We start from the raw sequence: 17669 nt of genomic DNA, 5'->3' as shown, positions 1-17669 counted from the left end.
AAAACAATGATAAGACAGGAGACTGACTTGTAAAAGGTCAAGGCTAATGGCCGATTAGTACTACTCGGCTCAACGCATTACTGCGCTTACACCTGTAGCCTATCAACGTGGTAGTCTTCCACGGACCATAAGGAGCACCTCATCTTGGGGCGAGTTTCCCGCTTAGATGCTTTCAGCGGTTATCTCTTCCGAACATAGCTACCCTGCTTATGCCACTGGCGTGACAACAGGTACACTAGCGGTTCGTCCACTCCGGTCCTCTCGTACTAGGAGCAGCTCCCCTCAAGTGCCCAAACGCCTACGGCGGATAGGGACCATACTGTCTTACGACGTATTGAACCCAACTCACGTACCGCTTTAATGGGCGAACAGACCAACCCTTGGGACCTTCTCCAGCCCCAGGATGCGATGAGTCGACATCGAGGTGCCAAACCTTCCCGTCGATATGAACTCTTGGGGAAGATCAGCCTGTTATCCCCGGGGTACCTTTTATCCGTTGAGCGATGGCATTTCCACGCACAACCACCGGATCACTAAGCCCGACTTTCGTCCCTGCTCGGCCCGTCGGCCTCACAGTCAAGCTCCCTTCTGCCTTTACACTCTACGCATGATTTCCAACCATGCTGAGGGAACCTTTGGGCGCCTCCGTTACCCTTTAGGAGGCGACCGCCCCAGTCAAACTACCCACCAGACGCTGTCCTCCACCCCGATTGCAAGGCGAGAGTTAGAAATCCAATTCACCAAGGGTAGTATCTCAAGGTCGGCTCCATGAGCACCAGAGCACCCACTTCACAGCCTCCTACCTATCCTGCGCATGGTAAACCAAATTTCAACGCCAAGTTGTAGTAAAGGTCCACGGGGTCTTTCTGTCCTGCCGTAGGTACTCGGTATCTTCACCGAGCATACAATTTCACCGAGCCTCTCGCTGAGACAGCGCTCAGATCGTTGGACCATTCATGCGGGTCGGAACTTACCCGACAAGGAATTTCGCTACCTTAGGACCGTTATAGTTACGGCCGCCGTTTACCGGGGCTTAGATTCGATGCTTCGCCTCATCAGCTAACACCTCCTCTTGACCTTCCGGCACTGGGCAGGTTTCAGACCCTATACCTCCTCTTACGAGTTTGCAGAGTCTTGTGTTTTTGGTAAACAGTCGCCTGAGCCTCTTTACTGCGACCTGCTTTCGCAGGCACCCCTTCTCCCGAAGTTACGGGGCTATTTTGCAGAGTTCCTTAGCGAGAGTTATCTCGAGCGCCTTAGGTTATTCACCCGCACACCTGTGTCGGTTTTGGTACGGTCACCTGTCTTCATCGCTTAGAGGCTCTTTCTCGGCCCTACACTCGGCCATCTTCTCCTCCCCGAAAGAAGGATCGCTCACCACTTGGCTTTGCGGCGCAAGCATTTCACTCACACCAGCCTCAATGGCTTCGACGAACATCCGTCAGTCCGCATGGCTCTATGCAGGGCGTCACCCCATCACTCCAACAGGTGGCTACGGAATATCAACCGTATTCCCATCAGCTACGCCTTTCGGCCTCACCTTAGGGGCCGGCTAACCCTGGGTCGAATATCGTAGCCCAGGAACCCTTGTGCTTTCGGCGAACGGGTTTTTTACCCGTTTTATCGTGTACTCATGCCTGCATTCTCACTTCTACTCGCTCCAGCTTACCTCACGGTAAACCTTCGTCGCTCGTAGAACGCTTCCCTACCACTCTTCCGAGTTCGTGGCTTCGGTATACCGCTTAGCCCCGTACATTTTTGGCGCAAAATAACTCGACCAGTGAGCTATTACGCACTCTTTAAAGGATGGCTGCTTCTAAGCCAACCTCCTGGCTGTCTCGGTCATTCCACTTCCTTATCCACTTAGCGGTATTTGGGGACCTTAGCCGACGATCTGGGCTGTTTCCCTCTCGAATATGGAGCTTATCCCCCATATTCTTACTCCTGTGCCTCGGGTGCCGGTATTCGTAGTTTGGTTCGGGTCGGTAGGATAAATCCCCCTTCCCGATCCAGCGCTCTACCCCCAGCACTTGCCACACAGGGCAGCACCTAAATACTTTTCGGGAAGAACCAGCTATCGCCACGTTCGTTTGGCCTTTCACTCCTAACCACAGGTCATCCGAAGACTTTTCAACGCCTACCGGTTCGAACCTCCATCCCGTGTTACCGAGACTTCATTCTGCCCATGGTTAGCTCACGCGGCTTCGGGTCTACAGATAGCTACTAGACGCCCTATTCAGACTCGCTTTCGCTTCGGCTACTCCCCTTCAGGGATTAACCTCGCAACTACCTGTAACTCGCAGGCTCATTCTTCAATAGGCACGCAGTCACCCTCGCGGGCTCCTACAGCTTGTAGGCTAAGGATTTCAGGTTCTATTTCACTCCCCTATCAGGGGTTCTTTTCGCCTTTCCCTCACGGTACTCGTCCACTATCGGTCACCAGTGTTATTTAGCCTTGGAGGGTGGTCCCCCCAGCTTCACACAGAACTCCACGAATTCCGTGCTACTCAGGATACTCCTCGCTCACTTCCTCTTTCGCATACGGGGCTTTCACCCTCTACGGCCGGCCTTCCCAGAACCGTTCTGCTAGATTCCATGATGCTTACAGGAGTCCTACAACCCCGGTGAGCATGCCCAGCGGTTTGGGCTATTCCCTTTTCGCTCGCCACTACTCGGGGAATCTCATTTGATTTCTTTTCCTCCGGGTACTAAGATGTTTCAATTCCCCGGGTGCGCCTCCCTTAACAGGGATGACCAGGCATGACCCTGGCCGGGTTGCCCCATTCGGATATCGCCGGATCTACGCCATTTGCGACTCCCCGACGCTTTTCGCAGCTTTTCACGTCCTTCTTCGCACACTGGTGCCAAGGCATCCACCCTTAGCCCTTTTCCCTTGACCTTTTACCTCAGTCCTATGTCCTGTCTTATCTCAATATATCCAATATATCCCTTTCCTATCAAAAACTGGAGATAAGGGTTTGAACCCTGACCCCTGCTTGCAAGGCAGGTGCTCTCCCAGCTGAGCTATATCCCCATCACACTGGGAGTAAATGGCCTCGAACCATTGACCTCAGCCTTATCAGGGCTGCGCTCTAACCACCTGAGCTATACTCCCAATCCTAAAAACTTAACCTATAAAAACAAACTGAGATGAGGGACTATCAAATCTCCCTATAAGGAGGTGATCCAGCCGCACCTTCCGGTACAGCTACCTTGTTACGACTTCACCCCCCTCACCAATCCTTCCTTCACTGGCCTCCCCCTCACGGTTAGAGTCACCAGCATCAGGAAAAACCGACTCGGGTGGTGTGACGGGCGGTGTGTACAAGGCCCGAGAACGTATTCACCGCAGTTTGGCTGACCTGCGATTACTAGCAATTCCGGTTTCATGGAGTCGAGTTGCAGACTCCAATCCGTATTGAGGCCGCTTTTAGGGATTTGCTCCACCTCGCGGTATCGCTTCCCTCTGTAACGACCATTGTAGTATGTGTGTGGCCCAGGACATAAAGGCCATGATGACTTGACGTCATCCTCTCCTTCCTCCGACTTGTCGCCGGCAGTCTCATTAGAGTTCCCCCTCGCGGGTGGCAACTAATGACAGGGGTTGCGCTCGTTGCGGGACTTAACCCAACACCTCACGGCACGAGCTGACGACAGCCATGCAGCACCTGTGTACCAGTCCCTTACGGGAAAAGTGGCTTTCACCACCAGTCCAGTACATGTCAAGCCCTGGTAAGGTTCTTCGTTTTGCATCGAATTAAACCACATACTCCACTGCTTGTGCGGGCCCCCGTCAATTTCTTTGAGTTTCAGCCTTGCGGCCGTACTCCCCAGGCGGCACACTTAACGCGTTTGCTGCGGAGCCAACGGAAACCGCCAACTCCTAGTGTGCATCGTTTACGGCATGGACTACCAGGGTATCTAATCCTGTTTGATCCCCATGCTTTCGCGCCTCAGCGTCAGTATCAGCATAGACGACTGCCTTCGCCTTCGGTGTTCCTCCCGATATCTACGCATTTCACCGCTACACCGGGAATTCCATCGCCTTCCACCATACTCTAGCTTCGCAGTTTCAAATGCCTCCCCACAGTTGAGCCGTGGTCTTTGACATTTGACTTGCAAAACCGCCTACGCGCCCTTTACGCCCAGTAATTCCGAGCAACGCTAGCCCCTTACGTATTACCGCGGCTGCTGGCACGTAATTAGCCGGGGCTTATTCGTAAGGTACCGTCATCAGCAAGGCATTCCCTCCTCGCCTTATTCTTCCCTTACAAAAGAGGTTTACAATCCGAAGACCTTCTTCCCTCACGCGGCGTCGCTCCGTCAGGCTTTCGCCCATTGCGGAAAATTCTTGGCTGCTGCCTCCCGTAGGAGTAGGGGCCGTGTCGCAGTCCCCTTGTGGCTGATCATCCTCTCAGACCAGCTACCCGTCTTCGGCTTGGTGGGCCTTTACCCCGCCAACTACCTGATGGGACATAGGCTCATCCAAAGGTGAGGCAAACGCCCCTTTGATCTTACGATATCATCGGGTATTACCCTGAGTTTCCCCAGGCTATCCCCGTCCTTTGGGTAGATTCCTATGCATTACTCACCCGTCCGCCTCTCGCCGCCCAGTGTATTGCTACACCTGCGCTGCCGATCGACTTGCATGCCTAAGACACGCCGCCAGCGTTCGCTCTGAGCCAGAATCAAACCCTCCGTCATGAATATCTCAATTCCATAACTTCAAAGCTTGTCCTAGCTTACTTGTTCGTTGTCCCTCACCTCAGTACTATCTCCTCTCAAAAAAAAACCAACCCTACAACCTCTCACATACACTCAGTCGTAGCGTGGACTATTATTATACCATATTTTCCTGCCTTTGTCAAGAGGTTTCTGAAATTTTTTTCAAAAAGATTTCCTGAAAAAAAACAAGAAAAACTAAAAAAACACTCACCCTCTCTCTTTTTGCCCTTTTTTTTATTTTATGTTATACTATATAGGTAAAGTCTATCAAAGGCACAAAAACTGCGCAAAACAAAAACGCAACGCAATGATATTTTCCACTTTTCACGCTGCCACTCACCCGGACTTTTTCCACATTCCCGGCAGCGAAAAGGATAACATCAAAGCAAAAAGGAGTTTTTCATGAATATTTCCCCCTTGATTCTCGAACTCGCCGAAGGATGGTTTTCAAAATATCAGGCTTTCCTTGCCAATAAACCAGCAGAAAAAACCACGCCTTCTCTCTCTACGATAAAACTTCAGGCTCCTCTTTCCCATTACAAGGACGCCTTAAAAAAGCTTCAAAAAACCCTTCGGGGACTCTCCTATGAGGAACAAAAACTTGTGCTTCTCCTCTTTTCCGCTTTAACTCACCAGACCCCACAACAAAACCTCTGGAATATTGTGCGCTTCTTCCACAAAAAAACAGAGAAGCAATTTACTTTTCTCTCTACTTTGATGAAACGTGACCATCCACTTTACACCAACTATTGGATTATTCACTATGGCGGATGGCCTCCAGAAAACCAGATGAACGAATTCTTTACCGTGCAGGAATACCTCTCCACACTTAGCAACGACACCCTTGCCATGAATGCTATCGGATACGGAAAAATTCTCCAGACCCTCCTCCCGGAAAAGAACGCTGCGCCTTTCTCTTTTACCCTCAAAAAACGACCATACACCAACTTCTCCGACATGCTCAACGATATTCAGATCCTGTTTTCTCATCTGAAATATTATAAAACCCTTTACAGTGAAACCCTCCTTCCCCCGCCCCTTAAACCATGGTTTGAAACACCCCCTTTTAGCTCCATGATAGACACCATTATGAAGAATTTTGATTTTTCAAACAGGAAACTTTACCCACAATTCTCCGAGTCTATGGAGGAATTTTTCTCTCTTTCCTCTGCAGGTTTTATCATTCTGGATCCTCTCATGAGAAATAAACGTCCTCTCTGGATTTTCTATCTCTATCTCCTCTACCTTGTATTTATTCGTCAGGAAACCCAGCAAAGCATAGAACATGCCCTTCAAATGCTCAGTATTCTTCCCGAAGAAATTCCCATGATACTCTCCTTTTTCCATCCCAAAAGTCCCTTCATAGAAAAAGGACTCCTGAGAATTATCTCCTCAGATTTCTTTGAAGAAGAAGACATCGAAGCCAAAAAAACAGAAGACTCCCCCTCCCTTATCAACAAAAACTTTGAGATCAACCGCCAGGAATTTATCAAATTGGTAAATCTCTTTGCTAAGAGTAATCCACATATAGCTCCACAGATTTTTTATACTGGTTTTCCCGGCGAAGAAATCCAGACATCTTCAGAATTACCCTCATTCTCGGATGCCCTTGATTTCCTTTTTGAAAACACAGAGGAAACGCAAACACCTCCAAAAGAAAACACAACCTCTGTTCTCACGGTAGAGAAAAAAGAAACCCTCTACGAGGTTATCAAACCCAACATAAACTTAAGCAAGATTATCCTGGATGAAGATGTAAAACAGGAGCTTCTCAACGCTGTCGATATGACCAAAACTATGAAAGTTCTCAAAAAATGGGGAGTGAAACCATCTCTCTCCCACAAAGAAGCATCCTCGGTAAAAATCCTTCTCTACGGTGTTTCTGGTACAGGAAAAACCATCACCGCTCAAGCTCTCGCTGGAGAAGCTCATGCTAAACTCTTCAAGGTTGATGCTGCTAACCTCGTAAGTTCTTTTGTAGGTGAATCCACAAAAAATGTGAAGAAAGTTTTTGAAGAATACTATGATTATGTAAAAAACTCCAAAGAAAATGTATTCTTCTTCATCAATGAAGCCGATCAACTTTTGAGCTCCCGTGGCATGATCCACCAGGCTGCCGACAAAGAATACAACCAGATGCAAAACCTTCTTCTCGAAGAGATTGAAAACTTCCAGGGCGTATTTATCGCAACAACCAATCTTATCGAACTCTTTGATGTGGCATGGAACAGACGTTTCAACATCAAGATCCGTTTCGATATTCCAAAATATGAAACCCGACTCAAACTCTGGCAGGTTCACATCTCTGAGAAAATGCCCCTTGCCCCCGATGTTGATCTCTCCAAACTGGCCGAATACGAACTCGCCGGTGGCTCTATCGCCAATGTTGTTTACAATGCCGCAAGAAAAGCAGCCACTCGTACAGGAAACGACCAGATCATTACTCAAAAAGACTTCCTCGATGCGATTGATAAAGAGATAAAATCTGTCCTGGGACTTTCAACCAAAAAGGTGGGATTTAATAAATGAGCCTGGAACAGGATAGTTGGGTTCTTGTTGGAGGTCTCGGAGAAGAAGACACTCTCTGGGAGGCTCTCGGTAAACCCCTTATGCGCGTGATCGGGACCAATTACTCTCTCAAGGATCAAATCTTCACCCCTGCTTCCTGGGCACTGGCAGTTTTTCCAGAATACCTCACCCACAACTACGCGGGTCTCATCAAAGAATCAACAGGAATTATCCATATGTCTCCGAGTCTTCTCTCCTGTTATCTGGCTATGGATATGGCCTTAGCCTACCAAAAGCCCGCATGGATTTTGATTCCAGGGCAAAAGTGGAAACTTCTCTTTTTTTCGGGAAAAGAGAGCGACGGTTGCCTCCACTGTCTCATGTCGTACCACCCACCAAAACCCGCTCTTCTCCGGGAAAAACCAGAAAAGCACTGGAGAGAGCTTTTCGTTTCTCTCTGGAACATGCCACCCGAGCATAGTACCATCTGGCACAATCCACACGAAGGTGAAGTGGTGCCAGTTTCACCTGCCTGTCCTCTTCACCAGGGAGAACATCCCTTTCTCGAGGGCAAATTCCAACCGATTGTTGCTGTATCTTGTGGGGAAAACTCGGTAGCCATCACACCCTCATTTGAAAGGCCAATTGATTTATCTCGTTATCTAGAAGAAATAAAACCCTTTGTAAAAGTCCGAAAGTCAAATCCCTTTTTTGTTGAGATTGAATACCAAAAATTCACCGCGCTTGTCTTCAGGCAGGGCAGGTTCATTGTGAAGGGAACAAAAGAGAAAAATACAGCGCTTTTTCTCTATCAACTTCTGGTGGGAATATAGGCTAATTCTGTTTCAGACACTTTTGCAAAGCTTTTTGCATTACCTCAAAAGGCGCTTTCTCTCCCGTCCAGATCTCAAACTGTCGCATCGCTTGAAAGAGAAGCATCTCTGCTCCATTAATAACCACACAGTGCTTGGCGCGCGCAAGCTTGAGAAGAGTAGTCTCCACAGGATGATAAATAAGATCCATCACAGTGATACCTCGAGGAATACAAGCCTCTTCAATAGGGCTTTGATCCTCATGGGGAAACATCCCTACGGGGGTGGTATTTATGAGAATCTGAGCATCCTTCATCACATCCTTGACGGATTCAAAATTCGCCGTCTCTATCTGTGCAAAAGGAAAAGCCTCCAATAACCGAAGCCTCAGATTATTGCGACTCTCCTGATTCCTCGCCACGATGGTAAGCTTTGCGGGACGGTCATAGGCAAACAAGGCAAAACACACCGCAAGCGATGCCCCACCAGACCCCAACACCACCACATGGGTATCGGTAATAACCGTATGCTGGGAAAGAGACTCATAAAAACCATAGGCATCGGTATTTTCTCCCTTGAGCTTGCCATCCTCCCAGAAAAGAGTGTTCACCGAACCTATTTTTTGAGCAAGATCAGAAACATCATCCAGATAGGACATCACCGCTATCTTGTGTGGAAGAGTGACACTTGCGCCACTTATATGCAAAGCACGAATACCCTTGATCGCGTCTTCAAGAGACTCCACATCAAAAGCAAGATACACAGCATTGATCCCGCATGCCTGAAAAGCGGCATTGTGGATCGCGGGAGAAAACGAATGCCTCACAGGGTGCCCCAGGATACCAAACAGGCGTGTCGAGGCATCAATCATGACATTCCTCGTCTTCTATCTGATGAATTTTTTCCACGCGGCGAACGTGTCTTCCCCCTTCAAATGCCGTAGAAAGCCAGATATCCACAAGCTTTTCTGCCTCATCGGGAGGGGTTCGGCGTCCTCCAAGAACCATCACGTTCGCATCATTGTGGCGTCGACTGTATTCTGCGGAGTAAGCATCCAGACAAAGAGCTGCACGAATCCCCCGAATTTTATTTGCCACAATCGAAGCCCCGATTCCCGATCCACAAAGGACAATCCCATACTCTGCATCTTTTCTCGCGACAGCTCTGGCAGCAAGTTTAATGGTATCAGGATAATCCATAGACTCTTCAGAATGTGTCCCAAAATCAACAACATCATACCCTTTTTTTTGCAAGTATATTTTGATGTGTTCTTTCAGTTGATAGGCTGCATGATCAGAAGCCATGGCTATCTTCATTCTTTTCTCCTCATCTAAGATACAAAAGTATACAGGAAAAATTTCTCCCTGTCAACGAGCCGAATTGCTTCATAATAAAAGTACTCGAAAAGGGAACGTTGCTTCAAAATAAAAAAGTACTTTAAATTTGTGTAAAATAATCCAGTTCATGGCTCGACAAGCTCGCCAACCGTGGCTCGACAAGCTCGCCAACCGTGGCTCGACAAGCTCGCCAACAGGAATTGGGTTAACGAGGTCTGAAAAAAGACCTATTTACAGGGAAACGGCGAAATGATATGCTGAGCTTGTCGAAGCAGAGTATCAAAAAGCCAGCAAAAAGGAGAAAATGGAGATACTGGATTACTTTGTGAGGATAACAGGTTTAAAAAACCGAAACTATGCCGCCAGGCTCTTGAGGCAGCACGGAAAAACCATCTATGTAGGCAAGAAAAATTACCTTAAAGCCGATATAGCCAAGAAGGGCAAAAGACCTGGCAGAAAGAAAAAATTCGGCGAAGAGGAACTAAAACTTCTAAAAAAGGTCTGGGAAATTGAAAACTACATGTGTGGCAAACGTTTAAAGCCGATTCTCAATGAAGTTTTAGATAATCTCTTAGCAAACGGACATCTCCACGGTTCTCCACAGGCTATAGAAAACTTGCGCCATATAAGTGCTTCAAGTATTGACCGACTTTTGAAACATGAGCGTAAAAGCTTGAGATAAAAGGACGAAAAGGTACAAAGCATATTAAAGCAACAAATAGCTATACGCACGTGGGCAGAGTGGAATGAAAATTGCCCTGGGTTCATGGAGATTGATCTGGTAGCCCATGAGGGAGGAAATAGCCGGGGAGATTTTGCTCAAACATTAAATATGGTGGATGTTTGGAGCGGTTGGACAGAGCTTGTGGCAATCAAAAACAAAGCTTCAAAATGGGTAAGAGAAGCCATAGAAAAAGTCAAAGGAAGACTTCCTTTTGAGTTACGGGGAATTGATTCTGATACCGGTGCTGAATTTATTAATCATCCTCTGCGTGATTGGTGTGAGAAGAACCAGATAAAATTTACAAGAGGAAGAAGCTCCCGTTCCAATGATAACTGCTACGTTGAGCAGAAAAACTATTCCATAGTCCGCCAGAATGTTGGGTACTTTCGCTACGATACCGAGGAAGAAGTCTACTACTTGAACCGACTCTATGCGTATCTCAGGCTTTATGCCAACTTTTCAACGGTTATGAAAATGACAGAGAAAAGAGAATCGGAAGCAAGGTGCAAAAGAAGCATGATGATATTAAAACTCCCTACCAGCGGCTTTTAGAAAGCTCTTATGTAAGTGAGGCACAAAAGGAACGCCTAACAAGGCTTTATAAGGCTCTCGATTTGTTTCACCTAAGACAAAAAATTACAGCTTGCCAGAGAAAACTTTTCAGCCTTCAAAAGAAAAAGAATGTAAAAAACAAAAATTTGGAGGAAACTGTATGGAATTTTTGAGTACTTTTTTTTATGAGGCAATGATTCGAATTTCGAGTACTTTTTTATTTGACGCAATGGGGAAAGAAAAACAAAGAAAAAAATATCTGTAAAAAAAATTTTATTTTACCCCTGAGGAGAAGGACCCCTTGAAAGAGGGGGAAATACATTTTATCCAGATATATATACCTATACCTATAATCGCAATCCACCACAAACCAATAATCACCAGGCCAATTCTCTTGTAACGCTGCATAAGAGATGGATCAAGCGTTTTGAGAGAAAGTGATCCCTCTTTTTTGATGTCCTCGGGAATCAGTTTCCATGCCAGAGCAATCCCCAGAGGAATGAAAAAAAGATCATCAAGCTGTCCCAAGATGGGAATAAAATCCGGAATCAGATCAAAAGGACTTACGGCTAAAACAAGCGTCACCACAATGACCCCTTTTGCATACCATGGACAGCGAGGATGGCGCCAAGCTCTCTCAAGGACAACAAGCTTATAAAAAACATCTTTTTTCATATCCTATCCTTGCAAAAAAACATCTCTTTCGCTATACTTTTTCCAGGAGGTCAGTATGCCCCATATCATTGTAAAAATGTATCCCGGGAGAACCATGGAACAAAAAAAAGCTCTCACGGAAGCCATCAGAGAGGCTCTCATCCAGAGTATCGGTGCCGATCCCAAGACTATTTCCCTCGCGATTGAGGAGATTCCCCCCTCAGAGTGGAAGGAAAAAGTCTATGATAAAGAGATCGTCCCCCAGATGGAAAACCTCTGGATCAAACCAGGGTATACGATGGACTAAACCTCATTGGGGATATCGATAAACTCCCACGCAAGTCCAAACCGATCCGCCAGAAGAGAAGCCAAAGCCTTCACACCAAAGGTTTCTGTATAGTAGTGGCCAGCGTTTATAAAGGAGATCCCCATTTCTTCGCTTTCCGCGAGGGTTTGTTCTTTTATCTCACCACAGAGAAAGGTGTCTATCTCTTTCTCAAAACTCTTGAGAAAGGATGCCGCTCCCCCTGTCATAATCCCCACCCGCTGGACAGTATCACGATGCTTATAGATGTGAAATTTTGAATGGGGAAAAACCTTCCGTAAGCGAAGCTCAAATTCCTCCCAGGGAAGAGGATTTTCATAGGTTGTAATGTAGCCCACATCCACTCTTTTCACAAGCGAGAGTCCAAGCTCGCGAGCAATACAGGCGTTATTGCCATATTCGGGATGAGCATCAAGAGGGAGATGGTACCCCATCACGGTGAGATTATGTTCCAGAATATACGCCACCCGTTCTCTCAAAAACCCCCGCAATGTAAAAAAATCTTTTCCAAAAAAACCATGATGCACCAACACCATGTCCGCTTTTCGTTTCACCGCTTCCCGCAGAAAAGCCATATTGAGAGATACCCCCACCGCAAGAAAAGATGGTTCTGGTTTTCCCTCTATCTGGATACCGTTGTAACAATAATCCTGAAAATTCCATGGTTGAAGGATATCTGCCACAAAAGCCTCAATCTCCCGAATATGAGCCATATTCTTCCTCCCCGTAGAGAACCATATTATCGCAGTGAATAACCGTATTTACCTTGTTTTTCCCGAGAAGAATGGCTATCTCCTCAGATTTTCTCCCCTTGATTTTTTCTATCTCTCGACTCTCATAATTGACAATCCCAAGTCCGATCTCCTCCCCCTCCGGACCTACAACCAGGACAGTATCTCCCTCCTTGAAATCACCTTCCACAGCAACAATCCCAGCAGCCAAAAGGCTCTTATGCTTGAGGAGAGCCTGTTTTGCCCCCTGGTCTACCACAAGCTTTCCTTTCATCTTTTTAGAAGAGATCCAGCGTTTCCGATAGTTGATGGTTTTTCCCGAGGGGAGAAAAATCGTCCCCGTCTGTAACCCACCAAAAATCTCCTCCAGCACTCCCGGACGAAAACCGTTTGCAATCACTGCAGGAATACCTGCGGTTGTGGTAATCTTTGCCGCCTGGAGTTTTGTTATCATACCACCCCGGCTGAAGTTTTCCTGCTGTTTCTGGGCATAACGAGCCACCTGTTGAATACCCCTCACCACCGGGATAAGCCTCTGCTGCGGTGTCCCAAAATAAGCATACAACCCGTCAATATCGGTGAGCATAATGTAGAGGTCTGCTCCTACCATCACACTGACGTATGCCCCAAGCCGATCATTATCCCCAAACTGGATTTCATCTGTTGCTACTGAATCGTTTTCATTGATCACAGGAATAATCCCCATCTCGAGCATGGTATTGAGGGTATTTCTTGCGTTGAGGTAGGTTTTGCGATTGTCAAAAATATAATGGGTAAGAAGAACCTGCCCAATCCACGTCTTTCGTTTCTGAAACTTCTCTGCAAAAAAAGACATCAAAAGCCCCTGCCCTACTCCTGCAAGAGCCTGCTTTTCAGCAAGGGTGAATTCCCTTTCTCCCATTCCCATCGCATAGCGTGCCATGCCGATAGCCCCACTTACCACAAGAACACATTGTACCCCTTGCTGCCGAAGCCTCATCACCTCATCGATGAGACGTTCGATATTCTCCTCGTTGAGCTGGCGGGTATCCGTGATCTGTTTTGTTCCGAGCTTAATCACCACACGACGAAGAGAAAGTTTTTCACCGCTGGGAAGAGGAAGTATCATCCGGGAACTCCTTTTGTTCTTCTTGCTGGTAGGCTTGATAGAGGGCTATCTTGAGTTCTTTTAGCCCTTCACCTGTGAGAGCAGAGATAAGAAAACAGGGAGCTATCCTGCTAAAAAACTGTTCACGTTGTGACGGTTCTTCTGAGAGAAGATCCTTTTTATTCAGGGCTATGAGAAAAGGACGCTGGTAAAGCTTTTCTGAATATGCCTTAAGCTCTTCTCGAAGAACGTTGAAATGTTTCTCTGGCTCATCCGTCACGTCAAGCACAAAGAGGAGCACCTTTGTTCGTTCAATATGTTTAAGAAACTCTATCCCTAACCCCTTTCCCCGATGGGCTCCCTCAATAAGCCCGGGAATATCAGCAATGAGAACACTCGTATAGGCATCATCTAAAGTCATCACACCCACATGAGGCTCAAGCGTGGTAAAGGGATAGTTAGCAATCTTGGGACGAGCATTGGTCAAGCGCGAGATGAGGGTGGATTTCCCGGCATTGGGAAATCCAACAAGCCCAATATGAGCTATCATCTTTAACTCAAGTCGAAGATGGTAGCTTTCTCCCGGTTTTCCCGACTCAGCATAAAAAGGGGTTTGGTTGGTAGCGCTTTTGAAGTGCACATTTCCCCGGCCACCACGACCCCCATGCGCAATAATAGTTTTATTCCAGGGTTCAGTAAGATCGGCAAGCTGGTTGCCTGTTTCCACATCCCAGACAACCGTCCCCGGTGGAACTTCTATCACCTTATCCTCACCATTTCTTCCGTGCATCTGTTTCCGTTTCCCGTTCTCTCCATTCTCTGCGTAAAATTTCTGCCGGTTGTGGATATGCGAAAGCGTGCGAAGATGGGGATTCACCAGAAAAACAATATTTCCCCCGTCACCTCCATCCCCTCCATCTGGCCCACCTTTGGAAATATACTTTTCTCGACGAAAACTTTTCGAGCCGTCTCCGCCTTTGCCGGCGGTAACCCAGATCTCCACCTCATCCTTGAAAAGCATCGTTCCTCCCTGTACTCCCAAATCCGCCTGTGCCACGAGAGGTTGGCGAAAGATCTGAAGTCCAATAAAACTCCCCTCTCACCACAGGGGCTATCACGAGCTGGGCAATTCTGTCCCCCGGGTAAATCGTATGAGGTTCTCGTGAAAGATTGACCAACAAAACCTTTACCTCACCACGGTAATCCGAATCAATCGTCCCGGGAGCGTTTGGTATGGAAAGCCCGAGTTTACCCAGACTACTTCTCGGCCTCACCTGTCCCTCATAGCCAGGGGGAATCTCTATGGCTATCCCTGTAGGAATAGCTACTATCTCTCCGGGTGTAATCGATAACGGCGTATCAAGACAAGCACTGAGGTCAGCGCCTGCAGCATATTCAGTCTTGTACTGGGGAAGAATAGCCTTGGGATGAAGTTTCTGTATCTTTATCTGCATGTTAATCCTCAAGAAAAAATTCCCGGTTATCAATAAGGCGGGTGGTCCCAATAAATACTGCCAGGGCAAGGAGAACATGCCCGGAGAGGGTTTTTATATCCTCTAACGTTTTCGCATCCACAAAAGAGACATAATCAATACGAGCCTCACTCACCTCTCTCTGGATAAACTTTCGAATCTCCTGAGTAAGACGAAAGGCATCCCTTTCTCCTTTTTGAATACGGTCAGAGGCAAGTTCCAGACTCCGAAAAAGAATTAAAGCCTTTTGTCTCTCTTGGGGAGTAAGGTAACGATTTCGAGAACTCATAGCCAGGCCATCATGTTCACGAACAATAGGCATAGGAGTCACTTTGAGGTCCATGTTAAGATCCTGGACCATTCGTTCAATGATACGAAACTGCTGATAATCCTTTTTTCCAAAATATGCCTCATGAGGCATGACAATGTTAAAAAGCTTGGTGACCACCGTGGCCACACCACGAAAGTGCCCAGGTCGTGAAAGGCCACAGAGATGCTCGGGAAGACGTTCAAGCGTTACATAGGTCTGATAGTTTTGAGGATACAGATCCTCTACAGAGGGAAAAAAAATCACATCCACACCCTCCGCAATAAGCAACGCTTTGTCTTCCTCAAAAGTACGGGGATAGCGATTGTAATCCTCACTCGGCCCAAACTGGAGGGGATTAACAAAGATACTCACCACCACTCTGTCGTGGTGTTTTCTTGCCTCTCGAACAAGCGAGAGGTGTCCCTCGTGCAATGCGCCCATGGTAGGAACAAACCCTATCGAATACCCTTCACGCCGCCACTGTCTGGCAAGCTCTTGCATTTCGCGAACCTTTTCTATAACCTGCATCTATTTCCCCTTTTTGGCCTGATACTCCAGAGCCGCCTTGATAAAAGAAACAAACAATGGATGAGGCGCAAGCGGAGAAGACTGGAACTCAGGATGAAACTGGGTTCCAATAAACCAGGGATGGTCTGGAAGCTCTATGGTCTCCACAAGATCATTCTCTGCCCTTCCTGAGATCACCAATCCTTTTGATTGGAAAAGTTCCACATACTCAGGATTTACCTCATAGCGATGGCGATGCCTTTCTACAATAGAAGAGGTATTATAAATACCTTGAATTCGGGTTTTAGGCATTAAAGTACACTTACTTCCCCCTTTGCGCATGGTTCCACCCATGTATTTCACCCCCTTGAGATTATCCAAAAGATCAATCACTGGTTGACTCGTTGCCGGCGCAAACTCGGTAGAATGCGCTTCTGTAAGCCCACACATATTCCTCGCATACTCAATGACCATACATTGCATACCCAAACAAATACCAAAAGTCGGAATAAGATGCGTACGTCCATAATAGATAGCTTTAATTTTTCCCTCAATGCCGCGATTACCAAACCCGCCAGGAATGAGGATCCCATCAATGGTTTTAGGAATTACTCCACTAAATCCACACTCTTTCAAAATTCTTATGACCCGCTTTTTATCATCCTCTTTGATATCCGGTGAGAGAAGGTAGGTGTTCTTGGTCACCTCTTTCTCATACACAGACTTCATAAAAGCTCTATCCAGTTCGCTTACAATACGAGGAAGAAGCTGATTATTGAAATACTCCGCCGATGCACGGTAGAGTATTCCCTTCTCAGCATCGTAGTCCTCTGCCTCATAATCCTCCGCATCTATTTTGAGAATTTTGACCTGGCACTCATGAGGAAGCCCTCCATGTTTCAGGGCCGCATCTACAGACTTGTAGGTATCTTCGAGAGTCACATACTTTCCTACCATGGCAATCTGAACCGTTTTTTGAGCTGTTTTGGAGGTGTTTACGATCTTTTCCCAGGAAGCAAGATTGGGTTTACGATAGGGGAGCCCCAATTTTTCTAGAATGATGCGATCTGCCCCCTGTTGATGAAACAAAAGAGGAACCTCATAGATAGTTGATTCCACATTCACAGCAGAAAAGATACAGGATTCATCAATGTTACAGAAAAGAGCTATCTTACTCTTGAGAGCATCGGGAAGCATCACGTCCGCCCGACAAAAAAGAAAATCCGGCTGGATGCCCATCGACATGAGTTCTTTCACCGAATGCTGGGTAGGCTTCGTCTTCAGCTCTCCTGAGCCAGCGATCATCGGAACAAGGGTGAGATGAAGAAATTTCACATGATTTCGCCCCTCTTCAATGGCAAACTGACGAATAGCCTCCAGAAAGGGTAGCCCCTCGATATCTCCAACCGTTCCCCCAAGCTCTACAATCACAATATCCGAGTTTTTGCCCTCGTCACAGAGACGGATTCTCCGTTTGATCTCATCCGTAATATGAGGAATAACCTGGACAGTTTTCCCCAGATACTCCCCGCGTCTCTCCGCATCAATCACATGTTTGTAAACTTGCCCTGTGGTGAGACTATTTGCCTGGGTTGTCTGAATCTGCAAAAAGCGTTCGTAGTTCCCCAGATCCAGGTCTGTCTCTGCACCATCAATCGTGACAAACACCTCCCCATGCTGAAAAGGACTCATCGTTCCTGCATCGACATTGAGATAGGGATCGATCTTCATCATGTTTACTTTGTACCCTGCCGCTTTGAGAAGAGCTCCAATAGAAGCAGCGGTAATCCCCTTGCCAAGAGAAGAACATACCCCACCTGTAACAAAAATATATTTCTTGTGTTCCATACAACACTCCTTATACGCTTACCTTATATTATAGTGAAAAAAGAAGAAATCTGCAATTTTTCGAAAGAGGAGATAAC

General features: G+C 46.9%; 13 protein-coding genes, 2 tRNA genes, 2 rRNA genes and 1 pseudogene. 5 read left to right on the top strand and 13 right to left on the bottom strand.

Going from position 1 to position 17669, the window contains the following annotated elements; genetic code table 11:
* Positions 1-33: 33 nt before the first annotated feature.
* The 4 genes from KDW03_RS07255 to KDW03_RS07240 all read right to left on the bottom strand — a co-directional run bounded on the left by KDW03_RS07255 (position 34) and on the right by KDW03_RS07240 (position 4704).
* Positions 34-2899, bottom strand: a 23S ribosomal RNA gene (locus tag KDW03_RS07255).
* 66 nt (positions 2900-2965) lie between these two features.
* Positions 2966-3034 (bottom strand) — tRNA-Ala (locus tag KDW03_RS07250).
* Between the two features lie 7 nt (positions 3035-3041).
* Positions 3042-3115 (bottom strand) — tRNA-Ile (locus KDW03_RS07245).
* A gap of 59 nt (positions 3116-3174) precedes the next feature.
* Positions 3175-4704, bottom strand: a 16S ribosomal RNA gene (locus tag KDW03_RS07240).
* Together the 16S and 23S rRNA genes with 2 tRNA genes alongside form the textbook arrangement of a ribosomal RNA operon.
* A gap of 423 nt (positions 4705-5127) precedes the next feature.
* On the opposite strand from KDW03_RS07240, the gene KDW03_RS07235 reads away from it, so the two are divergent.
* Positions 5128-7254 carry an ATP-binding protein gene (locus tag KDW03_RS07235; protein WP_271434422.1) on the top strand — a complete coding sequence of 709 codons (2127 nt, stop codon included), beginning with the start codon at positions 5128-5130 and terminating at the stop codon, positions 7252-7254.
* Positions 7251-8066 carry a hypothetical protein gene (locus KDW03_RS07230; protein ID WP_271434421.1) on the top strand — a complete coding sequence of 272 codons (816 nt, stop codon included), beginning with the start codon at positions 7251-7253 and terminating at the stop codon, positions 8064-8066. Before KDW03_RS07235 ends, KDW03_RS07230 begins: the two co-directional genes overlap by 4 nt.
* A gap of 1 nt (position 8067) precedes the next feature.
* Here the strand turns inward: KDW03_RS07230 and KDW03_RS07225 are convergent, their stop codons facing one another.
* Together KDW03_RS07225 and rpiB are read right to left on the bottom strand one after the other, a co-directional pair.
* On the bottom strand, positions 8068-8916 hold the full coding sequence (locus KDW03_RS07225) for a shikimate dehydrogenase (RefSeq protein WP_271434420.1): 849 nt from the start codon (positions 8914-8916) through the stop codon (positions 8068-8070).
* Complete coding sequence (gene rpiB / locus KDW03_RS07220) at positions 8909-9361, bottom strand: ribose 5-phosphate isomerase B (RefSeq protein WP_271434419.1); 453 nt, start codon at positions 9359-9361, stop codon at positions 8909-8911. The genes KDW03_RS07225 and rpiB overlap by 8 nt, the downstream gene beginning before the upstream one ends.
* Positions 9362-9509: 148 nt before the next feature.
* Here rpiB and KDW03_RS07215 point away from each other — a divergent pair, with 148 nt between their 5' ends.
* Both KDW03_RS07215 and KDW03_RS12385 read left to right on the top strand, forming a co-directional pair.
* The gene (locus KDW03_RS07215; RefSeq protein ID WP_271434418.1) at positions 9510-9635 is read left to right on the top strand and encodes a hypothetical protein; all 126 of its coding nucleotides are present in this window, start codon (positions 9510-9512) and stop codon (positions 9633-9635) included.
* A gap of 51 nt (positions 9636-9686) precedes the next feature.
* A pseudogene (locus tag KDW03_RS12385) lies at positions 9687-10831 on the top strand (integrase catalytic domain-containing protein).
* A gap of 100 nt (positions 10832-10931) precedes the next feature.
* Here KDW03_RS12385 and KDW03_RS07195 read toward each other — a convergent pair.
* Positions 10932-11333: a YkvA family protein gene (locus tag KDW03_RS07195; RefSeq protein ID WP_271434414.1), complete on the bottom strand. Its 402-nt coding sequence runs from the start codon at positions 11331-11333 to the stop codon at positions 10932-10934.
* A gap of 55 nt (positions 11334-11388) precedes the next feature.
* On the opposite strand from KDW03_RS07195, the gene KDW03_RS07190 reads away from it, so the two are divergent.
* On the top strand, positions 11389-11619 hold the full coding sequence (locus KDW03_RS07190) for a tautomerase family protein (RefSeq protein ID WP_271434413.1): 231 nt from the start codon (positions 11389-11391) through the stop codon (positions 11617-11619).
* On the opposite strand, the gene KDW03_RS07185 is transcribed toward KDW03_RS07190, so the two are convergent.
* Genes KDW03_RS07185 through KDW03_RS07160 form a run of 6 tightly spaced genes read right to left on the bottom strand, consistent with a single transcriptional unit; the run spans position 11616 to position 17592 of the window.
* Positions 11616-12350 carry a Nif3-like dinuclear metal center hexameric protein gene (locus tag KDW03_RS07185; protein ID WP_271434412.1) on the bottom strand — a complete coding sequence of 245 codons (735 nt, stop codon included), beginning with the start codon at positions 12348-12350 and terminating at the stop codon, positions 11616-11618. The two genes, KDW03_RS07190 and KDW03_RS07185, sit on opposite strands and share 4 nt — an antisense overlap.
* On the bottom strand, positions 12328-13476 hold the full coding sequence (proB, locus tag KDW03_RS07180) for a glutamate 5-kinase (RefSeq protein ID WP_271434411.1): 1149 nt from the start codon (positions 13474-13476) through the stop codon (positions 12328-12330). The genes KDW03_RS07185 and proB overlap by 23 nt, the downstream gene beginning before the upstream one ends.
* Positions 13451-14476, bottom strand: coding sequence for a GTPase ObgE (obgE, locus tag KDW03_RS07175; protein ID WP_271434410.1), 1026 nt, complete (start codon positions 14474-14476; stop codon positions 13451-13453). Before obgE ends, proB begins: the two co-directional genes overlap by 26 nt.
* Positions 14460-14909 (bottom strand): dUTP diphosphatase, encoded by a 450-nt coding sequence (gene dut, locus KDW03_RS07170; protein ID WP_271434409.1) that lies wholly within the window; start codon positions 14907-14909, stop codon positions 14460-14462. Before dut ends, obgE begins: the two co-directional genes overlap by 17 nt.
* Position 14910: 1 nt before the next feature.
* Positions 14911-15765 (bottom strand): pantoate--beta-alanine ligase, encoded by an 855-nt coding sequence (gene panC, locus KDW03_RS07165; RefSeq protein ID WP_271434408.1) that lies wholly within the window; start codon positions 15763-15765, stop codon positions 14911-14913.
* Positions 15766-17592, bottom strand: a complete 1827-nt coding sequence (locus KDW03_RS07160; protein WP_271434407.1) for a CTP synthase — start codon at positions 17590-17592, stop codon at positions 15766-15768.
* Between the last annotated feature and the right edge of the window lie 77 nt (positions 17593-17669).

The sequence above is a fragment of the Thermospira aquatica genome (assembly GCF_023525255.1).
Lineage (GTDB): Bacteria > Spirochaetota > Brevinematia > Brevinematales > Thermospiraceae > Thermospira > Thermospira aquatica.
Note: the sequence above shows the minus strand (reverse complement) of the source record. Positions and strands in the feature narration are given on the sequence as shown.